Origin of the sequence: Leucobacter sp. NPDC015123, from assembly GCF_043080205.1 — a bacterium.
In the GTDB taxonomy this organism is placed as follows: domain Bacteria; phylum Actinomycetota; class Actinomycetes; order Actinomycetales; family Microbacteriaceae; genus Leucobacter; species Leucobacter aridicollis_A.
The window spans coordinates 213,655-230,978 of the sequence record NZ_JBIBVH010000002.1; the positions used below are offsets into that span (position 1 = coordinate 213,655).

Annotated in this window: 31 protein-coding genes; 3 read left to right on the forward strand and 28 right to left on the reverse strand. The window is 60.4% G+C overall.

Annotated features, from left to right (window positions below):
* Window positions 1-3: 3 nt before the first annotated feature.
* The 28 genes from ACF07D_RS04725 to ACF07D_RS04860 all read right to left on the reverse strand — a co-directional run bounded on the left by ACF07D_RS04725 (window position 4) and on the right by ACF07D_RS04860 (window position 15,017).
* Complete coding sequence (locus ACF07D_RS04725) at window positions 4-273, reverse strand: hypothetical protein (RefSeq protein ID WP_391504084.1); 270 nt, start codon at window positions 271-273, stop codon at window positions 4-6.
* On the reverse strand, window positions 260-517 hold the full coding sequence (locus ACF07D_RS04730; protein ID WP_391504085.1) for a hypothetical protein: 258 nt from the start codon (window positions 515-517) through the stop codon (window positions 260-262). The genes ACF07D_RS04725 and ACF07D_RS04730 overlap by 14 nt, the downstream gene beginning before the upstream one ends.
* Before the next feature lie 193 nt (window positions 518-710).
* On the reverse strand, window positions 711-950 hold the full coding sequence (locus tag ACF07D_RS04735) for a hypothetical protein (protein WP_391504086.1): 240 nt from the start codon (window positions 948-950) through the stop codon (window positions 711-713).
* Window positions 947-1,372: a hypothetical protein gene (locus tag ACF07D_RS04740; RefSeq protein ID WP_391504087.1), complete on the reverse strand. Its 426-nt coding sequence runs from the start codon at window positions 1,370-1,372 to the stop codon at window positions 947-949. Before ACF07D_RS04740 ends, ACF07D_RS04735 begins: the two co-directional genes overlap by 4 nt.
* Window positions 1,369-1,980, reverse strand: coding sequence for a hypothetical protein (locus tag ACF07D_RS04745; protein WP_391504088.1), 612 nt, complete (start codon window positions 1,978-1,980; stop codon window positions 1,369-1,371). The genes ACF07D_RS04740 and ACF07D_RS04745 overlap by 4 nt, the downstream gene beginning before the upstream one ends.
* A complete protein-coding gene (locus tag ACF07D_RS04750; protein WP_391504089.1) occupies window positions 1,973-2,152 on the reverse strand; it encodes a hypothetical protein in 180 nt (59 codons plus the stop codon). Before ACF07D_RS04750 ends, ACF07D_RS04745 begins: the two co-directional genes overlap by 8 nt.
* 259 nt (window positions 2,153-2,411) lie before the next feature.
* Window positions 2,412-2,645 (reverse strand): hypothetical protein, encoded by a 234-nt coding sequence (locus ACF07D_RS04755; RefSeq protein ID WP_391504090.1) that lies wholly within the window; start codon window positions 2,643-2,645, stop codon window positions 2,412-2,414.
* 477 nt (window positions 2,646-3,122) lie between these two features.
* Window positions 3,123-3,755 carry a DNA cytosine methyltransferase gene (locus ACF07D_RS04760; protein WP_391504091.1) on the reverse strand — a complete coding sequence of 211 codons (633 nt, stop codon included), beginning with the start codon at window positions 3,753-3,755 and terminating at the stop codon, window positions 3,123-3,125.
* A gap of 98 nt (window positions 3,756-3,853) precedes the next feature.
* Entirely contained in the window at window positions 3,854-4,078 is a 225-nt protein-coding gene (locus tag ACF07D_RS04765; RefSeq protein ID WP_391504092.1) for a hypothetical protein, read from the reverse strand.
* Complete coding sequence (gene ssb, locus ACF07D_RS04770) at window positions 4,078-4,578, reverse strand: single-stranded DNA-binding protein (RefSeq protein WP_391504093.1); 501 nt, start codon at window positions 4,576-4,578, stop codon at window positions 4,078-4,080. The genes ACF07D_RS04765 and ssb overlap by 1 nt, the downstream gene beginning before the upstream one ends.
* Entirely contained in the window at window positions 4,575-4,829 is a 255-nt protein-coding gene (locus tag ACF07D_RS04775; protein ID WP_391504094.1) for a glutaredoxin domain-containing protein, read from the reverse strand. The genes ssb and ACF07D_RS04775 overlap by 4 nt, the downstream gene beginning before the upstream one ends.
* Window positions 4,830-5,060, reverse strand: a complete 231-nt coding sequence (locus ACF07D_RS04780; RefSeq protein ID WP_391504095.1) for a hypothetical protein — start codon at window positions 5,058-5,060, stop codon at window positions 4,830-4,832.
* A complete protein-coding gene (locus tag ACF07D_RS04785) occupies window positions 5,057-5,464 on the reverse strand; it encodes a RusA family crossover junction endodeoxyribonuclease (RefSeq protein WP_391504096.1) in 408 nt (135 codons plus the stop codon). The genes ACF07D_RS04780 and ACF07D_RS04785 overlap by 4 nt, the downstream gene beginning before the upstream one ends.
* On the reverse strand, window positions 5,461-5,778 hold the full coding sequence (locus tag ACF07D_RS04790; protein ID WP_391504097.1) for a hypothetical protein: 318 nt from the start codon (window positions 5,776-5,778) through the stop codon (window positions 5,461-5,463). Before ACF07D_RS04790 ends, ACF07D_RS04785 begins: the two co-directional genes overlap by 4 nt.
* Window positions 5,775-6,551 carry a hypothetical protein gene (locus tag ACF07D_RS04795; RefSeq protein ID WP_391504098.1) on the reverse strand — a complete coding sequence of 259 codons (777 nt, stop codon included), beginning with the start codon at window positions 6,549-6,551 and terminating at the stop codon, window positions 5,775-5,777. The genes ACF07D_RS04790 and ACF07D_RS04795 overlap by 4 nt, the downstream gene beginning before the upstream one ends.
* Window positions 6,541-7,029 (reverse strand): SAM-dependent methyltransferase, encoded by a 489-nt coding sequence (locus ACF07D_RS04800; protein ID WP_391504099.1) that lies wholly within the window; start codon window positions 7,027-7,029, stop codon window positions 6,541-6,543. Before ACF07D_RS04800 ends, ACF07D_RS04795 begins: the two co-directional genes overlap by 11 nt.
* Entirely contained in the window at window positions 7,026-7,253 is a 228-nt protein-coding gene (locus tag ACF07D_RS04805) for a hypothetical protein (RefSeq protein ID WP_391504100.1), read from the reverse strand. Before ACF07D_RS04805 ends, ACF07D_RS04800 begins: the two co-directional genes overlap by 4 nt.
* 12 nt (window positions 7,254-7,265) lie before the next feature.
* On the reverse strand, window positions 7,266-8,714 hold the full coding sequence (locus ACF07D_RS04810; protein WP_391504101.1) for a DNA methyltransferase: 1,449 nt from the start codon (window positions 8,712-8,714) through the stop codon (window positions 7,266-7,268).
* A 422-nt stretch (window positions 8,715-9,136) separates the two neighbouring features.
* Window positions 9,137-9,436: a hypothetical protein gene (locus ACF07D_RS04815; protein ID WP_391504102.1), complete on the reverse strand. Its 300-nt coding sequence runs from the start codon at window positions 9,434-9,436 to the stop codon at window positions 9,137-9,139.
* A gap of 114 nt (window positions 9,437-9,550) precedes the next feature.
* The gene (locus ACF07D_RS04820; protein ID WP_391504103.1) at window positions 9,551-10,405 is read right to left on the reverse strand and encodes an AAA family ATPase; all 855 of its coding nucleotides are present in this window, start codon (window positions 10,403-10,405) and stop codon (window positions 9,551-9,553) included.
* Window positions 10,402-11,298, reverse strand: a complete 897-nt coding sequence (locus tag ACF07D_RS04825) for a PD-(D/E)XK nuclease-like domain-containing protein (protein WP_391504104.1) — start codon at window positions 11,296-11,298, stop codon at window positions 10,402-10,404. Before ACF07D_RS04825 ends, ACF07D_RS04820 begins: the two co-directional genes overlap by 4 nt.
* The gene (locus ACF07D_RS04830; protein ID WP_391504105.1) at window positions 11,291-11,578 is read right to left on the reverse strand and encodes a hypothetical protein; all 288 of its coding nucleotides are present in this window, start codon (window positions 11,576-11,578) and stop codon (window positions 11,291-11,293) included. Before ACF07D_RS04830 ends, ACF07D_RS04825 begins: the two co-directional genes overlap by 8 nt.
* Window positions 11,579-11,712: 134 nt before the next feature.
* Window positions 11,713-11,895, reverse strand: coding sequence for a hypothetical protein (locus ACF07D_RS04835; protein ID WP_391504106.1), 183 nt, complete (start codon window positions 11,893-11,895; stop codon window positions 11,713-11,715).
* 317 nt (window positions 11,896-12,212) lie between these two features.
* Window positions 12,213-12,440, reverse strand: coding sequence for a DUF6703 family protein (locus ACF07D_RS04840; protein WP_391504107.1), 228 nt, complete (start codon window positions 12,438-12,440; stop codon window positions 12,213-12,215).
* A 958-nt stretch (window positions 12,441-13,398) separates the two neighbouring features.
* Window positions 13,399-13,698, reverse strand: a complete 300-nt coding sequence (locus ACF07D_RS04845) for a hypothetical protein (protein WP_391504108.1) — start codon at window positions 13,696-13,698, stop codon at window positions 13,399-13,401.
* The gene (locus tag ACF07D_RS04850; protein WP_391504109.1) at window positions 13,695-14,486 is read right to left on the reverse strand and encodes an antA/AntB antirepressor family protein; all 792 of its coding nucleotides are present in this window, start codon (window positions 14,484-14,486) and stop codon (window positions 13,695-13,697) included. Before ACF07D_RS04850 ends, ACF07D_RS04845 begins: the two co-directional genes overlap by 4 nt.
* A 10-nt stretch (window positions 14,487-14,496) precedes the next feature.
* Entirely contained in the window at window positions 14,497-14,778 is a 282-nt protein-coding gene (locus ACF07D_RS04855; RefSeq protein WP_391504110.1) for a helix-turn-helix domain-containing protein, read from the reverse strand.
* Entirely contained in the window at window positions 14,775-15,017 is a 243-nt protein-coding gene (locus ACF07D_RS04860) for a hypothetical protein (RefSeq protein WP_391504111.1), read from the reverse strand. Before ACF07D_RS04860 ends, ACF07D_RS04855 begins: the two co-directional genes overlap by 4 nt.
* A 95-nt stretch (window positions 15,018-15,112) precedes the next feature.
* On the opposite strand from ACF07D_RS04860, the gene ACF07D_RS04865 reads away from it, so the two are divergent.
* The 3 genes from ACF07D_RS04865 (at window position 15,113) to ACF07D_RS04875 (ending at window position 17,296) form a co-directional block, all read left to right on the forward strand.
* The gene (locus ACF07D_RS04865; RefSeq protein WP_391504112.1) at window positions 15,113-15,532 is read left to right on the forward strand and encodes a helix-turn-helix domain-containing protein; all 420 of its coding nucleotides are present in this window, start codon (window positions 15,113-15,115) and stop codon (window positions 15,530-15,532) included.
* A gap of 79 nt (window positions 15,533-15,611) precedes the next feature.
* Window positions 15,612-15,992, forward strand: a complete 381-nt coding sequence (locus ACF07D_RS04870) for an ImmA/IrrE family metallo-endopeptidase (RefSeq protein ID WP_391504113.1) — start codon at window positions 15,612-15,614, stop codon at window positions 15,990-15,992.
* Window positions 15,992-17,296 carry a tyrosine-type recombinase/integrase gene (locus ACF07D_RS04875; RefSeq protein ID WP_391504114.1) on the forward strand — a complete coding sequence of 435 codons (1,305 nt, stop codon included), beginning with the start codon at window positions 15,992-15,994 and terminating at the stop codon, window positions 17,294-17,296. The genes ACF07D_RS04870 and ACF07D_RS04875 overlap by 1 nt, the downstream gene beginning before the upstream one ends.
* Window positions 17,297-17,324 lie beyond the last annotated feature (28 nt).

A 17,324-nucleotide genomic window follows, 5' to 3' on the forward strand; every position in this document is an offset into this window, starting at 1 on the left:
CGGTCACCGGGCGCGGCTTTCGAGCGTTGTCATGATCCCGTCAGCCTCTGAACGGAGCTCTCCGGCGTGCTCGTTCGCGAGTTCCACAAGGCGTTTCTGCTGGCTATGCGCGATTGGGCGGAACGCTTTCTCGCTGCTCGTTCCGTAGACCTCTCGGTGCCCAAATTCCTTCTGTCCCGCACCGATTTCCCTAGCAAGTTGAGCCAACGCGCTGGCTTCTCTCAAGAGTTGGTCGCGGCGGTGAACGGCGGCTACCACTTCATTCGCGTCCATCGTTCTCTCCTTCGTTTCGTCGGTACGCCTCAGCACGACGGCGTAGCCATTCCTCCGTTTCGTGGCCGTTACTACCCCAGTGCACCCGCCACTGATTCGCGGCGCAGGTCAGCGCTTCCTCCGCGGCTGCACGTTGAACCTCGGCAAGCCAACGATAGAATCTCGCGCGGAATTCCGGCTTGAACTCGTCAATTTTTGACCACAGGACTTCATGCAACACTTCTTCGGTCGTGTACTCGGTCATCCTTTCACCCCTTCCCAAATGCCGCGTGCGAGCGTTGATGCCGCACCGACACGGTTGCGTTTAGTCCATTCGTTTGCACACCGGTTGCTGCAGAACCGGCGCCGCTCATATCCGTGTTTCGATTCGCTCTTGCGGGGCTTCATGCGGTTCCCACAAAGCTCGCACCTCCGGCGAGCAGTATTCGGTAGCGGGCTCACGACTCCACCTCTTCCTCGAGTGTTTTGATGCTGTTCGTCGTTGACTGTTTCAACGCGAGTTCAGCAACGCACGCCCACGAGCAGGCATCGGCATTTTGGACGTCCTCGTTGTGTTCCAGGCTGATCACGACTGCGTCTTCGGCTTCTGGTGGTGCTGCGGTCACACTGAACCATCGGCGTGCGAACGGCTCACGAAAGTCTTTGCCACAGTTGTCGCAGCGCACGAACCGGCTCATCGCACTCCTCCTATCTGTGTGTGCGGGATGGTGTCGCGTTCGCCGGACATGAGTACGGTCACGCTCTTCTTGTTCCAGCGGACGACTTCGAACCATGCGCCGTTGAGTGTCCATTGGACTTCGGTTTTGTCGCCGTGGATGGCTTTCAGGTCGATGGTGGCGTGCGTGTTTTCGCGTGCGGCTTTCTCGGCTGCGAGGCGCGGTGCTGCTTGGGCTCGCCGCAGTTTCGCTTCGGCAGAGTCCAGGTTTCGTTGGAGCTCTGCCCGCTGGCGTGCGAGACCATCGATGCCGGTCTTGCCGTTCCGTGCCCGCAACGGAAGGTTCAGCATGCCGTGGTCGAAGTCGTTCACGCTGTGGCGTTCGTCCCAGGCTTCGAGCTTCGCCCGCGCTGCAACTACTCGGGCTTCAAGATGCGCGCTCACTGCTGACCACCCCGCAGCCATTCGCCACGGCGCTCGACTGCGAACTTAGCCAGCTCTTCGCCACTGACGTACACCCTCGCGAACCCGGCGAGCGCGCCGTGTAATACCTCTGCAAGCTTCGCTTCGTCCACCTGCATCGGAACAGGCGGCCTGCCAAACAGGAATTCATCCCCCTCGCCCTCGGCAGTAAATGAGGGCGGCCCTCCTGTCCTCGAACCAAAAGCACGGTTTAGGTCTTCTATCGTCATCGGCGGTTCCTGTGGTGCGGCACCGGCAGCAGCAAACATCCGCACGATCTCGGCGGCAGCTTCGGCCTTCCGCTCCCGCAGATGGGCGCGCTGTTCTTCCGAAAACGCGTGATACCCCATGCGCGGATCATCCGCCTTCGGGTTGGTCTCTCGGCACTGATAGTAGGCGAGAGTGTCAGCTATGCGCTCCACCAGATCATCCCTGCGAGGTGCGACACCAGCAGCAGCCGCGAGAGCACGCGCTATTCGAGCCCGGTACTCGTCACGCAGCGGTTGCAGCTCGTCGAAGATCTCAAAGTCTGTGTTCGGGTACGCTGCGCGAACGGCAGCTTCGATCCGTTCAGGTGTTGGGTTAGCCATCGTCTCTCTCCTCACGTTGCTTCTTGCCGAGCGCCACCGCCTCCATGTAACGCTTAAAACTCAATCTCGACTCCGCATAGACCCTCGCGGCCTGTAATCCTTCACCGGCCCTGGTGTAGCTGACGACCAGGGCGAACGCCGTCTTTGGGGAACGCCCCTTTGCGACGCTCATGCGGCCTCTCCCTCTACCGGGAGCTCAGCGCCCACGTCTTGCAGCCAGCCCGTGAGCTGGTCGCGCACGTGCGTAGCCATCTCGACGGTCAAGTGACCTCGATTGTCACCAGCGCCGATCCACACACACGGTTCGGTTGCGAGTGACGATTCCTGGATAGAGAACTTCTCTCCCTATAAGTCGGTGAAGCCCCCGTAGATCCCGAACCCACGCGAGGTGTGGTCGATTGCGTGTGTCGCATGTTTTTCGTTGGTCTCCATCAGAGATCCTTTCCAGACGCGTGAACGCCCATAGATTTGAGTGCCGCGACCGCCTGCTGAGTCACCACACCATTGCCGAGCATCTTGAGCTGCTGAGTACGCGACAGCCCGAGCACGGGGTCAGTCACCCAGCCTTCGGGGAGGCCCATCATCCAGGCCACGAAAGCTGCTGACAGTCTCCGGCCACCCTTCGGCCCCTCCTCGGTGGGGTCAGGCGCAGGGCGACCAAGCACGGTTTCCAGCGTTCGATAGCTGCCGTGTATGGCCCCCACGTCCCGGGTTCTGGTTCGAGGATGTCCTCGCGAAGGTTTCCCATCGACTGCCGCCGTGACGCGTCTGGGCCTTCACCGCGCCGCAGTTGTCGTTCACGTGCTTCGCCAGTTCGCGCTGGGAGATGCTCCATCGTGTTCGGAGTCGGCAGCAGCTTCGGCATGGTGTGAACCATCCGAGTCATCAGGTGCGTGCTCTTCTCTGGCGGCCTACCTGACGTGCGTGGCATCCCGAAGTCAGCGTCGCCAGCCTTTGGAGTTGGAAGCAGCGAGATAGTCGTTCGCAGATCGCCACCACCGTCACCGTGCAGGCCTATGCCGTTGGCTTCATTCGAGCGCGGTGTCGGAAGAAGCTTTCCGCCAGTTTCGAGTAGCCCGTTCTCCACGATGATCGCGAGATCCGTGACAACCTCACGGCCGGGTTTCTTGCGCAGGTGATCGTCAGGCGAGTTGCCCGACGGCTGCGCCACCGGTGGCGGTAGGAGTTTCCCGCCGAGTTGCGAGAACAAAGACCCGGAAGCGTCCATGGGGTGCGCCAACATCGGAAGCTCGTACGCCACTCCATCGACAGTCATACCCGAGATCGGTAAGGTCTCCGAGTACACGTCCGAGCGCTGTGAGATTACGTCTACTTGGTCCGCCTCCCACACATCCCTGGCACTGTTCCATCCAGCAATCCGGCGCATGTTTGTCCTCCTCGCTTGTTGCGGTGGCTGAGTACGCGCCTCGCACGTTTTCCCAGACCACGTATTTCGGTTTGAGTTGCGCGATTGCTTCGCGCATGTTGACCCACAGGTTTGAGCGGGTGCCGTCGGTCATGCCTGCACGCCGGCCGGCGGCGGATAGGTCTTGGCATGGTGAGCCGCCGTCGATGATGTCCACGGGCGGCACTTGTGACCAGTCGACCTTGGTGATGTCGCCAAGGTTGGGCACGCCAGGCCAGTGGTGTTCGAGCACCTTGCTGGGTGCGCCTTCGAACTCGCAATGCCACGCGATTTCCGCTTCAAAGACCTGCTCGACTGCGAGCGAGAGGCCACCGTAGCCAGAGAAAAGTGAACCGGCTTTGAGCTTCACGCTCGCCTCCTAACGTCGTGAGGGGCCAACCTCTCGGCCGGCCCCTCGAAACAGAAAGCGCCCCACCGGTGGGTGGAGCGCGGATGATGGGTAGCAGGTCAGAACGGCCCGTCAGGAACGACTCGCGGCCCCGGCGAAGCGTTGGCGAGCTTCACGACAAGGGCCGGGTAGGCGGGCTCGCAACCAATCTGGGCCGCGTTCTGTGCGTGTGCCGCGAGAGCTTCCGCTTCTTCGGCGAGCACGATCGCGTGATCGAACGCCGGCACGAGGGTGTCCCACGCGAGTGCGCGGGCTTCGGTGAGCCGTTTGATGGTGTCGCTCATCAGAATGGCTGACTCTCCTCGGGCCCGAAGTTGCCGAAGCCGCCAGGATCGCTTGTAGCGCCCCCAGAACTCCCGGGTGGTGTTGTTGCCCACCCTGACTGTCCTGCGCCGCCCTGGGCCTGCTGTGCGCCTCCCCCGCCGCTCTTTCGGGAGACTTGAGCGGTAGCCCATCGGAGGTCAGGGCCGAACGCCTCAATTTCATCGAGTTCGATCACTTGCCGGTCAGCGCCCTGGTTGTCCTTGTAGGAACGGTACTTGAGCTTCCCTGTCGCGGTAATTCGGGTGCCCTTGCTGATTGACTGTGCAGCGTTGTCGGCGTAGTCGCCGAAGAGCTTCACGGTGACGAACATCGTCTCGCCGTCTTTGAAGTCGCCCGTCTGCCGGTCGCGTTCGCGAGGTGTCGACGCGACGCGGACTTGGCACCAGGGTTTCCCGGCCTGCGAGATCCTCGGTTCGATTTCTGAGACTACGTTCCCGATGATCGTGCTGATGGTTGTCATGCGTTCTCCTTCTCGAGTCGTGCTGCGATTTCTTTGATGCGGTCGGGATGGAATCCTGACCACATGTCGTCTGCGCTGTCGCCGACAGTGACGACTGGCGCGGCAAGGAACCCAAGCTCCTTAACTGCGGCGAGGTTGCCGGGCTCGGTGATGTCCTCAAGCACGTACGGCACTTCGAAGGCGTCGAGCAGGGTCTTCGTCATGGTGCATTGCACACAGTTCGGTTTCGAGTAGACGCGAACGGTTGTCATTCAGTGGCCTTTCTTTCGTGTTGTGTGTCGCGCCCACCCAAAGCAGGCGACAAGGTTTACGAGCGCTACCACCGCGATGGTGAGGGGTAGCGGGAGTGGGATGGGTGCGCCGGCGGAATGCGCGATGACCAACGCAACAATGGCGACAAACCCAGCCCCGGAAACAGTGAAGGCCACGACAGCTGCTGCTTTCGTGGCCTCACGCTCGCGCGGGGTTATGTGAAGGGTCATGTTTCTTCTCCTGCCTCCATCACGAGCACCCGCACCCCGACCGGGTTAGAGTCGCTCGCATACCGCTTGTGAATGAACTGCGAAACGATCCGGGAATCATCCGCGAGTAGTCCGCCGTCCGTCATGCCGTCCCCGAGAGCTCGCATGAGCTTGTCGAGGTCGGGCTTCACGCCAGGCAGGCTGAACTTTGGCCGCAGCGGTCGCGGCATGTAGAACACCGCCGCAACAAACACCGGCCCAGTGAACGTGTGCCCAATGTCAGAAGCCGCGGCAACCTTCAGGCGCCACGGCTTCAACACATCTTTGTTGTCATCTACGAGGACCGCCCGTTTCCCTACAACGAACCCCTTCTTGGATCCTTGCGGGACGGGCACACCGTCCACACAAAACGTGATCGACGTCATGCGACCTCCAACACTCGAGCAACGTCGTATCGACTCATCCGCGGGTTCGCTTTCAACCCGGCCTTGCGCCGCACATCAGCGACGTAGCCGCGCGTCCGATCCAACTCCACAGCGATCGCACCATCATCAACACCGGCCCGCACGAGCTCCACGATGCGCGCCCGAGTCGCCTCCGTCGCGGTCGGTGTCTTCACGACAGGTTTCGTGAACGCCTGCTTAATCACCTCGCCAGGGCTGATGCCCTCCGTTTCGGCTCGCTTCCAGATTTCCCACACGAGCGGGCCCGGGAGCTTCACCGAGATCTCTTGACTCATGTCGTGTCCTCTCTTCGTTCGTCGCACCCGAGACAGGTGCCATCGTCAAACCAGTCATGGACGTGCTCACGGGGTTCGGGAGCTGCGTCTTGGCCTGCAGCCCACTTCTCAAATGCCTCGCCAGCAACCTTGCAGCCGCGGCACGGCTGATCTGTTCCTGCTGGATGACGACTGCAATAAAGCGAGGGGGCTGCAAGCGCCCCACCTTCTTGAAGGTGGGTAGCTGTAGTAGTAGAAGTAGCTGTAGTAGTAGTGCGACCCATCGACCCACCCTCAACCGATGGGTCAACCGATGGGTCATTCTTCACATCAACCCCGGAAAAACTAAGGATCGTTTCGAGGTGCCGCTCAGACTTCCACCCTGGCAAACCAGGCTGCTCGATCTTCAGCTTCTGCACCTCAAACGCGATCACCGCCCGGATCCGCTCAGATGCGACACCCGTCCAATCGTTCGCCATCGTCACAGCCATGTTCGGCTGCTTCATCACACCGTCGTGCTTCACATACGAACGCACCGCAACTTCCTCGGTGTCTTCGTCCACGACGATGAAATACCCGGCAATGAGTTCGGTCGCCATCGCTTCTACATCTGCGGCGCTAATCCCTGTCGCCATCGCAGCAAGGCGTTTCGGGCGCCAGTCACAAACACCGGCACGGTTCGTTTTCGGGTGAGTCAACAGCAGCTTGTACAACCATTGGGCCTGCATCGACAGAGCTCGCCAGTCGCCATCGCCCCACATGTCGAGCCTGATGTTTGCATGCTCACGCGCCAACGTCATCCTCCTTTCCGGACTTCATGAACGTCACCCAGTGCGTGTTCATCTGTTTGCCTGACTTGTGCCCGATCAACGGTTTTTCGTCAGTCAAAGCGAGTACTTGCGATACCGGGATCTGTGTTTCATTCCATTTGAAGATCAACACCCCATACGGCTCGAGCACACGGAAACACTCAGCGAACCCAGCACGGAGATCGTCACGCCATTGCGGGCCGAGCCGACCGTACTTCTTCCCCATCCACGCTTTCTCCCCCACGTTTGAGAGGTGCGGCGGATCGAACACGACAACCTTGAAGGCGCCGTCATCGAACGGCAGATGTCTGAAGTCCATAACGACATCCGGCGTGATCGACAGGGCACGGCCGTCGCACAAGACGTGCTCTTCTGACCGAATGTCGCCGAACAGCACGCGCTCGTCTTCACGGTCGAAGTAGAACATCCTCGAACCGGACGCGGGATCGAGCACAGGCTTCACGGTTCCTCCTTCCTTTCGATTGATGCGAGCATCCCCGCCTCCACAAGCTCGCCCCACCCCTGCTCACGGGCATGCACCCCGATAGCGTCAAGCCAGCCCGCCTCAAGATGACGGCCACCAGACTCTTGGGCTTCGTCAGCGAACCGGCACAGCTCGGCAGTTGTGAACGCCCTCGCAGCGGTGAGGACAAGCCGCCACGGCATGAACGAATGATCACAAGCCATCGCGACCTCCTCTCAAAACATCGCCGGCGTCAACGGCTTCGACAGACGCTTCAGGATCAGCGGTATATGTTTGCCGTCCTCGTCGAGCTCGGCCCCAATAACAGAGAAACCCTCGAGCACTGCTGCTTCGAGGGTTGTGCCGGATCCCGCGAACGGCTCAAGCACGGTGCCGCCGGGCGGGGTGACGAGCTTCACGAGGTACCGCATCAGCGTGAGCGGCTTCACCGTAGAATGCTGGTCGCCATCCACCACAGGGCGTTCGTCACGGCCGGCCTTGGCCACGTAGAAGAACCGTGAAGCGCCCCCACTGTCCGCGTACGTGTCGCCCGCAGTGATGTTGCGCTGGTCGGCACCATAGATCGTTCCGCCCTTGCGCGGTTTTCGCTCAGTGCGAGCCTTCATGAGACCCGAGGTGAGCACACCTGACTGTTCATCGAGCGCGGCCGCCTGCGACTCATCGAGCAACACGTTCGACGGGAACCTGCCTGTCACGGCTGAGGCCACTCCGACCGACTTTGTAACGTTCTCTCGGTACCCTGCGGAGACACGCGATACCCGCTGCAGAGACGATACGCCGCCAGCGCTATTAACGCGTTTCTCATCCCCGATGCGGCTGGCGTCGATGTTGATCGCACCAGTGCCATGCCTGAGCACGTTCGCCGCGACCGTGCCTTCAAGTGGCTTACGGGCGAATACGATCGGCTCAAACGCTGGCTTGAGTGCGGTTCCCCAGCCGTCCCATTGTCGGGCCTCTTCAGAGGCCGGGGCTGTGATGTCGCCGCCTTCGCCAGCAGTTGTAAGGCCAGCAACTCCCTGACGAATGCCGCGCCTATATTTCCCTTTGACTACGCGCTCAGTCTCTTCTCGTTCGATAAGGGGCAGCCATTCGTCGGAAAGCCCAAGCACCGGCGCCAAAACACTCCACTGCTCGGCAGTCGGGACGTTGTTTCCCTTCTCCCAATTGACGGATGCTCCGCCATGGTTCACTGTCTTAAAGAAACCTCCAATGGCGCAAACGTCAGCGTGAGTCATGCCAAGGGCGCGTCGTCGGCTTGCATAATGCTCAGCAAAGCCATCAAACATTCCTACACGTGGCGCTATTGCGTCAATTGCTTTCCCCACGTTCAATGACTTCGGGAACCCAGACCCGTATAACCATGCTAACGAGTCACGAATCTCAAACCCAGCGTCCTCGATCGCGACAGCAACACGGTGCCAAGTGCGTGTCCCACCGAACGCGAGCAGATGCCCGCCCGGTTTCAACACGCGAAGCGCCTGCGCCCACACCTCTGCATCGAACGCGATTCCCGATGAATCCCATCCCTTGCCCATGAAACCGAGCTCGTAAGGCGGGTCCGTCACAATCGAATCGACCGAGCTGTCTGGGAGGCTGGACATTACTTCACGGCAGTCTCCCCGCCACAGTTGCACCTCGTGGGTGTCCATTGCTTTCTCAATCACTGTGTTCCTCCTCTCCTGCCATGAGTGCTCGTGCTTGTTCCTCGGTGATTGGTTTCCACCAGGCGCCGTTGACGGGTGTGTCGTAGTAGAGCACCTAGCCGACGCCGTGCCGCTTCGCGGGCCACTCGGCAGGGGCAGCCCACCTGGGTACAGAAAACCCCGCCTGAATCGCTTTGGCGGGGTTCCCTGTCTTCCAGGGGTGGCAGCCGCACCCGAACGCTGAACCAAGGAGCTGCAAGTTCGCGGGCGTCGTATTCCATGCGTCCCGGTTCTGCCGATGGTCTCGGTCACACAATCCCCAGAAGCCGCACCTCTGGCATTGACCAAACCCAGACCCAGTGCCATAGTCGCGATCTGTCGCTGCGGCGTACGCTTCCCGCTCTTGCTTGACGCTGAGCTTCGGACGCTTCTGTGTCGGCGGCCTACTCACGGAGCCCCAACGCCTCACGGATCTCAGGACGAACGTGCAAGCCCGCGAACTCGTCAAACGGCTCCGCATTGTTGTAGCCGTAGATCGCATCTAGCGGTTCCGCAGCCTGCCACCCGTTGCCATCCAGAGCCTGCGAAAGTGTGATCAGGTTGGCGATGCGCTGCTGCTCCACCAGGGCGAGTACGGCATGAGCAATCGCCGCATTCGACGCATCCGTTGCGAAGTTCCGTCCGTCCCCCGAACCACGCAACGCCTCTCGCGCTTCTGCCGCGTGGTCGATTCGTTCGGTCATGATTCCTCCATTGGTTTGTGCCTGCACGCGCAGGTAGACGAAAGGCCCGGCGCTGGAGTAATCCAGCCCGAGCCATGACAGGCGCCGCAACTAATGAGCGGCTCGTATTTGGCTTCACCCATCAACAGGTGCCGCTTCGGTGTAGACGGCCTGGGCGGTCGCGTGTTTGTCGAGCCCAAGGGAACGCCACAGCCAGTCGATGCCCTTTGTGTCGAAATCCTCGATATCCATCCGCTCAGGCAGCTTGTGCAGCACCGACCGTGCTCCGGTCAGTGTCGCCCGACCGCGGGAAGGCATCTCGATGATCGCGTCCACGTCGTAGGCGAGGTTGCGTTGCCCTTTCACTTTGTCTTCCTTCACAGGAGTGGGCTGACCTCGATCGTTCATGACAGTGGTCGTGTCCATCCGGGCCGTGATAATCACCGGCCCATTGTGGGACCGCAGCGTGCGCAGTAACGCGTTCCACTCCCCCGTCACGTGGTTCCACAGGTCCATACCAACGATGGGTTCCTGCGTGTTCTTGTTGATGGATCCCCGCTGACGGGCCATCCACGTGGCTTTGTCCCGCAACGTGTCCCAAATGACGGTGCCAGAGTCCACAATGATGAGGTTCGGTTTCCCGTCCTCCTGAGGCTGCGCGACCGCAGCGCGTGCGAATGCTTGCAGCCCGGACAGGGTGCCGTCGTACTCCACGATCTCGAACCGTGCGCCGGGGATCGCTCCGTACTCGTCGGGGTCTTTCTCCCCGAATCCGAGCCACAGTGTGCGCCCAATGAGGGCCGAGCTTGACGCGAGCGCCGCATGGTAGCTCTTCCCCGTCTTCTCCCGGCCAGCGAGCAGGATAACCGGCCACGACGGCAGACCAGACGGCTTCCTTGTCGCTAGCGCCGGCGGAGGGCCAGGCTTCGCAGCCTTCTTGACTGTCTGCACAGGGTTCTCCTGGGCCTGGTTGTTCAAAATGTCACTCATCGTGCTGCATCCATTTCTTCGTTCAATTCGTCTTCGTAGCTGTTGACTACCCACGGCGGCGGCGATGCCGTTTTCACGCCAGGCGGGTAGCCAGGCCACACCCCGGACTCGGAGCACTCAAGGAAACGACGCCGCGCCCCTCGCGCCCGTTCCATGCCCATCTCTTTCCAGTACTCATCGAGTTGGATCACGTTCACGTTGAACGGTGGCACGTTCGCAACGACGATGAACATCATGTCCTTGACGTAGTCGAGGCCAATGATGCTTGCGAGGTCGAGATAGTGCCCCCATTGCACGTCGTAGCTGCGATCGTCAATCGCTCGTGTGAAGCCCTTCAGTGAGGAGTTCTGCGCGGTCTTCAAGTCGAGGGCGATCGGGTGCGCATGTGGCAGGAAATCAAAACGTCCCCGCAACCGGAGACCGGTCTCAGGGCATGTCCCGAACATTGAAGCTTCAGCGTTTCCTGGCTGAGCAAGAGCTGGCCCACAATCTGGGTGCAGCCGCACATTGTCTGCCATGACTGTGATCGCTTCCTTCTCGGCGTCGCTGACAACAATCAGGCCGGCAGCCTCCTGCGCGGCTTCCCATTCCTGGGCTTCCTTGCCGGTAGACCGGCGACCGCTCGGAGTGAGCAGGTCTTCGGGCCACAGTGCCGTGATGTCGCGACCCTCAAGCACCAAAGCATGCGTTGCCGTGCCGATGTCCATCGCCTTGCTGCGCTTAGCGTGACCCTTGTTGTACTCCCAGTCGTAGTGCGCGGCGGATTCGCGAATAGTCTTCGCTGCTGATGAAGAGAACTCAGCAGTGCGGAACCGTTCGTACTCCCCTTGCCCGTGGTATTCGTCTTCGCTCATGCCAAGCACGAGCCCGTCACGTTTCATCGGTTCAGTCATTGAATGCGCGCTCCTCTCTCATCTGGTCGCCCTCGTAGTCGTTCTCGGCAGGCCACCAATGCTCATGCTCAGAGACAGGCAGGTCGGCCTCGAGGTCTGGCTCCGCGTACGGGATCACCTGCGATGGTCGCTCTCGTGCAGCCCACCCGCATTTGCAGTCGGGGTGATGCCCGAACGGGTTGTTCGACTGTGGGCATTTCGTCTTGTGTGACGGCGGCGGCGCACCGTACAGGCCGGCACCGTGTTTACCTTCGGTTGAGATTGCGTCTTCAGCGGTCATGCCCGCCTCCTAAAAGTGAATGGAGGACTGTCTTTGTCCTCGAAATGAGAAGCCGCCCACGTGCTTGCTTGTTTTCGAGCAGCAGGTAGGCGGCAATAATCGGGATAAGCCACAACGTTTCCGGTGGCGCATAGTCAGGCAAGGTCGATCTCCATCCCGTCAGCGACGCTCAGCAGCACCGCTCCAGCGAACGCCTCGACCGTGTCGTACTGCAGGCGCCGCTCCACCGTCGCGAGTACCTGCTCAGCTACCCGATCGTTGTCGAGCTCTGCGACCTTCCCGACCAGCCGGGCAACATTCGTCATCATGATGTCCATGTGTGCACTTCCTTTCAATACGTGTTGGTCCTCTTGGCGGGTGTCGATCCCGCATCGCAGCCGAATGGTTGCTGGCGTCCACGTGCGCCCCACTTCTAGATCGGTGGAGTGTTGGCTGCGACCACGCTGGCGCAAGAGGGTGTTGTGCGGGCGGTGCCGGTCAGAGTCGTTCCGTCCCTGACCGGCTTGTCTAGGCGATCCCGCATACGCAGGCATTCCCGTCAGCAGCCACCCGACCGCTCGCCCCAATGGGGTCTTTCGTGCCGCCGCCAGGTACTACGCCTGGACAACCGATGGATAGGCTCGGCGGCTGCGAGCTAGCGAGCAGCAGCTGCAGCGCGCTCCCACCGCTGAGCGGCCAGCCGCGTGACGAATGCCATCCAGGCCATAAGCGCGGCCAGAAGAAGATTGACGATGCCGACGCGCCCCGTCGCATACAGGCCAATTCCTGCGATGAGGTTCAACCCGACCATCACGATGTTGAACCACATCATCCTCCGAGCACTCTTCGCTTCCCTGCGGCAACGCTGCAGAAACTCTGTCATGACATACCTTCTTCCTTGTTGTGACGTTCTGTCGTGGCGGGCGAGGGATCGAACCTCGCGTGTGACCGGGTAACCCAGACATCACACGGCACCAAGCACCGCCTATTTCGCTGCCGGGACATACCGGCCAGACTTTCCATCCCCGCACCCCTACAGCGCCACCACGCACTGATCAGAAGGGTCTAGGTCTTATGAAGCACTCGTCTCTCTGGGACCGGGGCCGGGTGGCCATCGGAATTCGAGCGAGCTATGTAGATGTGAGCCGTTAGGCCGTGCCCGTGACCGATCTGCGAGCGCATCACGAGCTGATTTTGGGTATGCAGCAGCTCAGCCAGGGTCGAAACCGAGGCACGAACTAGGAATTAGCTAGAGTTTGGGAATGGACGTTTGGTACTGGGTTGAACGGTTTCTTTTGGACCCGAAGTGGGCGGGAGTCCAAGGGATTCTCGCGATCATCGCGCTCACCGCTGTAGGAATTGCCGCGGCCGACCTCACCATTCGAATTCGAACAAGGCGAATGAACGCAGTGAGCTTTTCGTACGAGAACAAACCAAGCCTGCAGTTCAAACATGCTCCAGACACCCTCATAGAATGCACAGTCACCGTACGCCCTATGGGAACGAGCATCTGGTATGAGCCCGAGTGGCAGGTATTCGGCGTGGAACACTCTCTTCCTGAAGACGAGCTCCGGCCAATAATGACCCCACTAGACTCAGCGACAATCACTCTGTCCATTCCCTTCGATGAACTTGAGTCTGCATGGGTAGGAATCGCATGGGTCGAGCCTCGAATATCTGGAGCTCGGTCACGTGGCGCCCGGATGGCGCTGAAGGACCCTCGCTATCAACGATGGGAGATCTACCGATGGTGGTGGTGGCCTCGGAAGCGCGCAGGGCGGTGGGTCGAACCCCACAACAGGGCCGAAAGATTGCTGCTCCCACCAGCCGACTGAGCCAACTCATGCCGACACCGCCTCACGCTTGGCAAGCTCCGCACTAAGCCGCTCAATTCGCCGACGCAACCGCTCAGTGTCCGTGAGAAACTCGACCGGCTCAGACCTGACAACCTCGAACGCGAGCCCAGAACGACGCCCAGCATCCACCGCCGACGAACGCGACAGATAACCCGTCTGACGGCCAAGGATCATGCCTGCCGGCTCCTCGTACACATGAGGCGACTCTTCCCCAAAGTCGTCCCACTCGTACTCCGTCACAGTGAACGGCTCAGTCGATACGGCACGGTACAGGTAGGTGGTCATGCTGCGAGCTCCTTGCTCTCGGAACGGTTCGCGGTGAAGCCGCGCTTGGTCATGTACTCGACAAGAGCGAGCTCTGGGGCTCCCGGCCTGACTCGGGTTTCTTCCCGGCGCACCTTGTCGCGGTCGAGCTTCGAATGCAGGTAGAAGAACGGCTTACCCGTGTACGTAGGGCGACGATGGTTCTTGCCGTCCTTGGGTCGCTGGGTGCGCTCGTCCCACCGCTTGCCACGCTCATCAAGAAGCAGCCCGCGATCGTAAAAGAACTCGTTCACCTCACGCTCCCCATGCTCGGAGAAGTACTTCTTGTGGAAGTCGCGCACGGTGAGCCCGTCGTTGAGCTCGATGTGTTCTTGGAACTGTTCAGCCTCAACAGCACGCTGCTCGGCTGCCACTCGTGCGTCTTCCGCCTCAATGACCATCAGTGCGAGGGCGCGGCGGTCTAGCTCCACGGGTGTCTGCCGTGCCCGTTTCTCGACTTCGATGAAGTAGTCGCGGATCTGCCGGCCTCGCTCGGTGCGCTGCACCATACCGATGTGCTTGGCCATATCGAGAGTGAGCGCGTGGTCAGTGCGAGCGACGGTCCCACGCCCTTCTCGGGCAACCTCCCCCGAAATGGGGAGGTAGTCCACGCCCTCGGCGAAGCCGTACTCGACCATCTTCTTGAACCAAGTCGTGTAGTCGCGACCGAGTTCTAGGAATTCGTGGAGCTCGCGCCCACTGACGGCCTGTTTGCCGCCATGTTCACGGATCGGAACGAGCTCCGCCGTGTTAGCCTGTACCTCAGACATGATTCTCTCCCTAGAGGTTTGTGTCCTGGCCCGGTGTTGCTGCACCGGGCTTTCTGTTTTCCAGCCACGCCTCGACGTCGCTGCCGTAGTAGCGGTAGAAGCGCGTGCCTTTGGGGTTCTGGTAATCAGGGCCTTCTCCTGCGACGCGCCACCTCTCCAAAGTCCTCACTGTCACATCGAGCTCCTTGCCGAGCTGCGCGGGTGACATGACTGCCGGCAGGTGACGAGCCGCAACGTCACGGTCTGGATCTTGGGCGCGCACATCAGCAAGGGCAATGACTTGGGCGCTCATGCCGCCATCTCCATCGATGGCACAAACGACCTTGGAGTAAACGCCGAAGGCTTCGTTGATAGTGCGCCAGCGACGCGGTAGAGCTCCTCGAAGTTGAAGCCAACCAGGGCGTCAAGCTTTCGGCGAAGGGTGGTGAGAGGAATGCCTGATGCTACCGACAATGATGCCCGCGACATCTCGGCTTTCCCCATTTCTGCTAGGACGAGGCGTGCAACCTCTTGGTTAAGTTCTGTAGCCATACGGCTAGATTACAGCGCTGTAATTCGATCCGCAAGCGAGAAATCGGCCTGATTTGGCTTTCTTTTGTAGCCATTGTGGGTATAGGCTTAGCCACATGGCTACCAAGAATGAAGCAGAGGCTTTCGCTCAGACTGTCGCAGCGCAGGTGCGCGCTGAGATCGGTGCACGCGACTCCTCCGTCGCCGCAATCTCACGTGCGACCGGCATCAACCGGGAAACGCTTGACCGCTGGGTCAAGGGAGAGCGCCAGTTCAACGTTGCTAACCTCTTCCGCGTCGCCGACGCGCTTGGTATGGATACCCACCTGCTCATCAAGCGAGCTGAGGAGCGGTTCACGGAAGAGAACACATCTTCCAAGCTTGCGCAGACCGAAGCAGCGATCATTGTCGGACGCTTCGGACAGAATGCTGCCAGTGAGAACGACGACGACATTCCAGAGAATGTCGAGGAAGCATGGGCAGGCAAGTTTGCTGCTCACCCGAAGGGCAACGAGCCCGAGGACCACACCCCCTAACTGAAGAGCCACCCGCGGCCCCAGGCGCCCTCTACGCCTGGGGGTGACTCAGTGCACCCAATTCCCGATTGGAGACACCTTGTTTAACCCCGCTTTCGACCCCCTTGAACGACTCGCAGAACTCAACGTGAGAGTTGTGCGCCGGCCGCTCAAGAACCACGATGCTCTATGGTTTCCAAGCCACCGCGTCGTGGTCGTGGACCTTGACCTGAGCCCCGCACGGTTGCGGGCAGTGCTAACACACGAATACATCCACGTCGTCTACAACGACCCAGAAGGCCATCATCCTCGCAACGAGGCAAGGGCCAATCTGATCTCGGCGATGATTCTCATCGACCCAGCTCAGTGGGCAGCACTCACCCCGATCTATACCGACTACGACCACATCTGCCTTGAGCTCGGAATCACACGAGAGCAGTTCGTGGCCTACTACCAACACAACTTGAGGAAGGCAGCCTAATGGCCAAAGCATGGGTCACCGACCGGTGGGTTAAAGATGCCACTGTGACGATGCCTGACGGCACGACTCAGAAGATCAGCCCAACGCCAGCGCAGCTTAAGTCACTCAAAACGCTGCCTGAACACTTCCGCCGTTCACGCTTCGGCGTCGGGTCGCGTTGGGCAACTACGTGGCTCGAGCCACAGCTTGACGGCAAGACGGCGCAGCGTTCGAAGGACTTTAAACGCCGCAGCGAAGCAGAAGCCCTCAAAGCAGAACTCGAAGACGACATTCGTACTGGAAGGTACATCGACCCATCGCAACGTGACCGCCCGTTCTCGGAGCTCGCAGAGGCATGGCTGCAGTCAAAGAACCGGATCAAGGACGCCACATACCGGCGATACAGAAACGACCTCGACAACTATGTGCTTCCCCGTTGGGGCACAGTCCCTGTCGGGTCGATCAGGCGCGATGAAGTCGACGCGTGGGTACAGGCTCTCCGGGAGGGGACAGCGCCGTTCAAGTTCTCTGACAGTAAGCACGTGAACAAGGACAAGCGCAAGGCTCGGCCGCTCTCCGCGTCGTCCATCAAATCGATCGTGGGCGTCACTTTCAGCTCACCAATGAGATACGCGGTGCAACACGGCTGGATAGGTAGAAACCCAGCACATGGGGTCGAGCTCCCTCTACAAGAGAAGACAGACGGCGACCTCCCCACTCTCACGTACGCGCAGGTAGAGCAACTCGCGGCGAAGGCTTTCGAGCTTACGGGCCGTATAGACGACAAAGTCCTCATCCATCTGCTCTGTTATGCCGGTCCTCGAATCGGGGAAGCCACAGCACTGCAGGTGCGGGACATCGACTTCGCTGGGCGCCGGGCGCGAATCAACCGCACGTGGACATTCGACCGTGCAGGAAAGAGGAAACTCGGCCCACCGAAGACGTGGGAGCGGCGCTGGATCCCACTCCCTGAGTTCCTCATTGATGAGCTCAAGAAGCTCTGCGCCGGGAGAGATCCTGAGTCCTTCGTTTTCACTTCGAAGGAAGCTGCGCACATCCAAGACCGCAACTGGTACAACCGAGTGTGGATGGTAGTGCGGAAGGATACGCCCGCTGCCGGGATGAGCGCTCACGACATGAGGCATGTCTCGGCGACGCTGTCGATCGCTGCTGGCGCTGACGTGAAGCTCGTTCAGCAGATGCTCGGGCACAAGGATGCGAACGAGACCCTGAACACGTACGCGCATCTGTGGCCGTCGAAGGTTGGTGAGGTTATTTCGCTTGTTGAGGTTCGCCGCGCCAAGGCGATGGCTGAAGCGGCGTAGTTTCCCATGTTGGCCAAATGTTGGCCAC

Coding starts and splice junctions, on each gene's coding strand:
- ACF07D_RS04725 (WP_391504084.1), bottom strand. CDS start 273: ATGGACGCGAATGAAGTGGTAGCCGCCGTTCACCGCCGCGACCAACTC.
- ACF07D_RS04730 (WP_391504085.1), bottom strand. CDS start 517: ATGACCGAGTACACGACCGAAGAAGTGTTGCATGAAGTCCTGTGGTCA.
- ACF07D_RS04735 (WP_391504086.1), bottom strand. CDS start 950: ATGAGCCGGTTCGTGCGCTGCGACAACTGTGGCAAAGACTTTCGTGAG.
- ACF07D_RS04745 (WP_391504088.1), bottom strand. CDS start 1,980: ATGGCTAACCCAACACCTGAACGGATCGAAGCTGCCGTTCGCGCAGCG.
- ACF07D_RS04750 (WP_391504089.1), bottom strand. CDS start 2,152: ATGAGCGTCGCAAAGGGGCGTTCCCCAAAGACGGCGTTCGCCCTGGTC.
- ACF07D_RS04765 (WP_391504092.1), bottom strand. CDS start 4,078: ATGAGCGACACCATCAAACGGCTCACCGAAGCCCGCGCACTCGCGTGG.
- ssb (WP_391504093.1), bottom strand. CDS start 4,578: ATGACAACCATCAGCACGATCATCGGGAACGTAGTCTCAGAAATCGAA.
- ACF07D_RS04775 (WP_391504094.1), bottom strand. CDS start 4,829: ATGACAACCGTTCGCGTCTACTCGAAACCGAACTGTGTGCAATGCACC.
- ACF07D_RS04780 (WP_391504095.1), bottom strand. CDS start 5,060: ATGACCCTTCACATAACCCCGCGCGAGCGTGAGGCCACGAAAGCAGCA.
- ACF07D_RS04785 (WP_391504096.1), bottom strand. CDS start 5,464: ATGACGTCGATCACGTTTTGTGTGGACGGTGTGCCCGTCCCGCAAGGA.
- ACF07D_RS04790 (WP_391504097.1), bottom strand. CDS start 5,778: ATGAGTCAAGAGATCTCGGTGAAGCTCCCGGGCCCGCTCGTGTGGGAA.
- ACF07D_RS04805 (WP_391504100.1), bottom strand. CDS start 7,253: ATGGCTTGTGATCATTCGTTCATGCCGTGGCGGCTTGTCCTCACCGCT.
- ACF07D_RS04815 (WP_391504102.1), bottom strand. CDS start 9,436: ATGACCGAACGAATCGACCACGCGGCAGAAGCGCGAGAGGCGTTGCGT.
- ACF07D_RS04820 (WP_391504103.1), bottom strand. CDS start 10,405: ATGAGTGACATTTTGAACAACCAGGCCCAGGAGAACCCTGTGCAGACA.
- ACF07D_RS04825 (WP_391504104.1), bottom strand. CDS start 11,298: ATGACTGAACCGATGAAACGTGACGGGCTCGTGCTTGGCATGAGCGAA.
- ACF07D_RS04830 (WP_391504105.1), bottom strand. CDS start 11,578: ATGACCGCTGAAGACGCAATCTCAACCGAAGGTAAACACGGTGCCGGC.
- ACF07D_RS04835 (WP_391504106.1), bottom strand. CDS start 11,895: ATGGACATCATGATGACGAATGTTGCCCGGCTGGTCGGGAAGGTCGCA.
- ACF07D_RS04840 (WP_391504107.1), bottom strand. CDS start 12,440: ATGACAGAGTTTCTGCAGCGTTGCCGCAGGGAAGCGAAGAGTGCTCGG.
- ACF07D_RS04845 (WP_391504108.1), bottom strand. CDS start 13,698: ATGACCACCTACCTGTACCGTGCCGTATCGACTGAGCCGTTCACTGTG.
- ACF07D_RS04850 (WP_391504109.1), bottom strand. CDS start 14,486: ATGTCTGAGGTACAGGCTAACACGGCGGAGCTCGTTCCGATCCGTGAA.
- ACF07D_RS04855 (WP_391504110.1), bottom strand. CDS start 14,778: ATGAGCGCCCAAGTCATTGCCCTTGCTGATGTGCGCGCCCAAGATCCA.
- ACF07D_RS04860 (WP_391504111.1), bottom strand. CDS start 15,017: ATGGCTACAGAACTTAACCAAGAGGTTGCACGCCTCGTCCTAGCAGAA.
- ACF07D_RS04865 (WP_391504112.1), top strand. CDS start 15,113: ATGGCTACCAAGAATGAAGCAGAGGCTTTCGCTCAGACTGTCGCAGCG.
- ACF07D_RS04875 (WP_391504114.1), top strand. CDS start 15,992: ATGGCCAAAGCATGGGTCACCGACCGGTGGGTTAAAGATGCCACTGTG.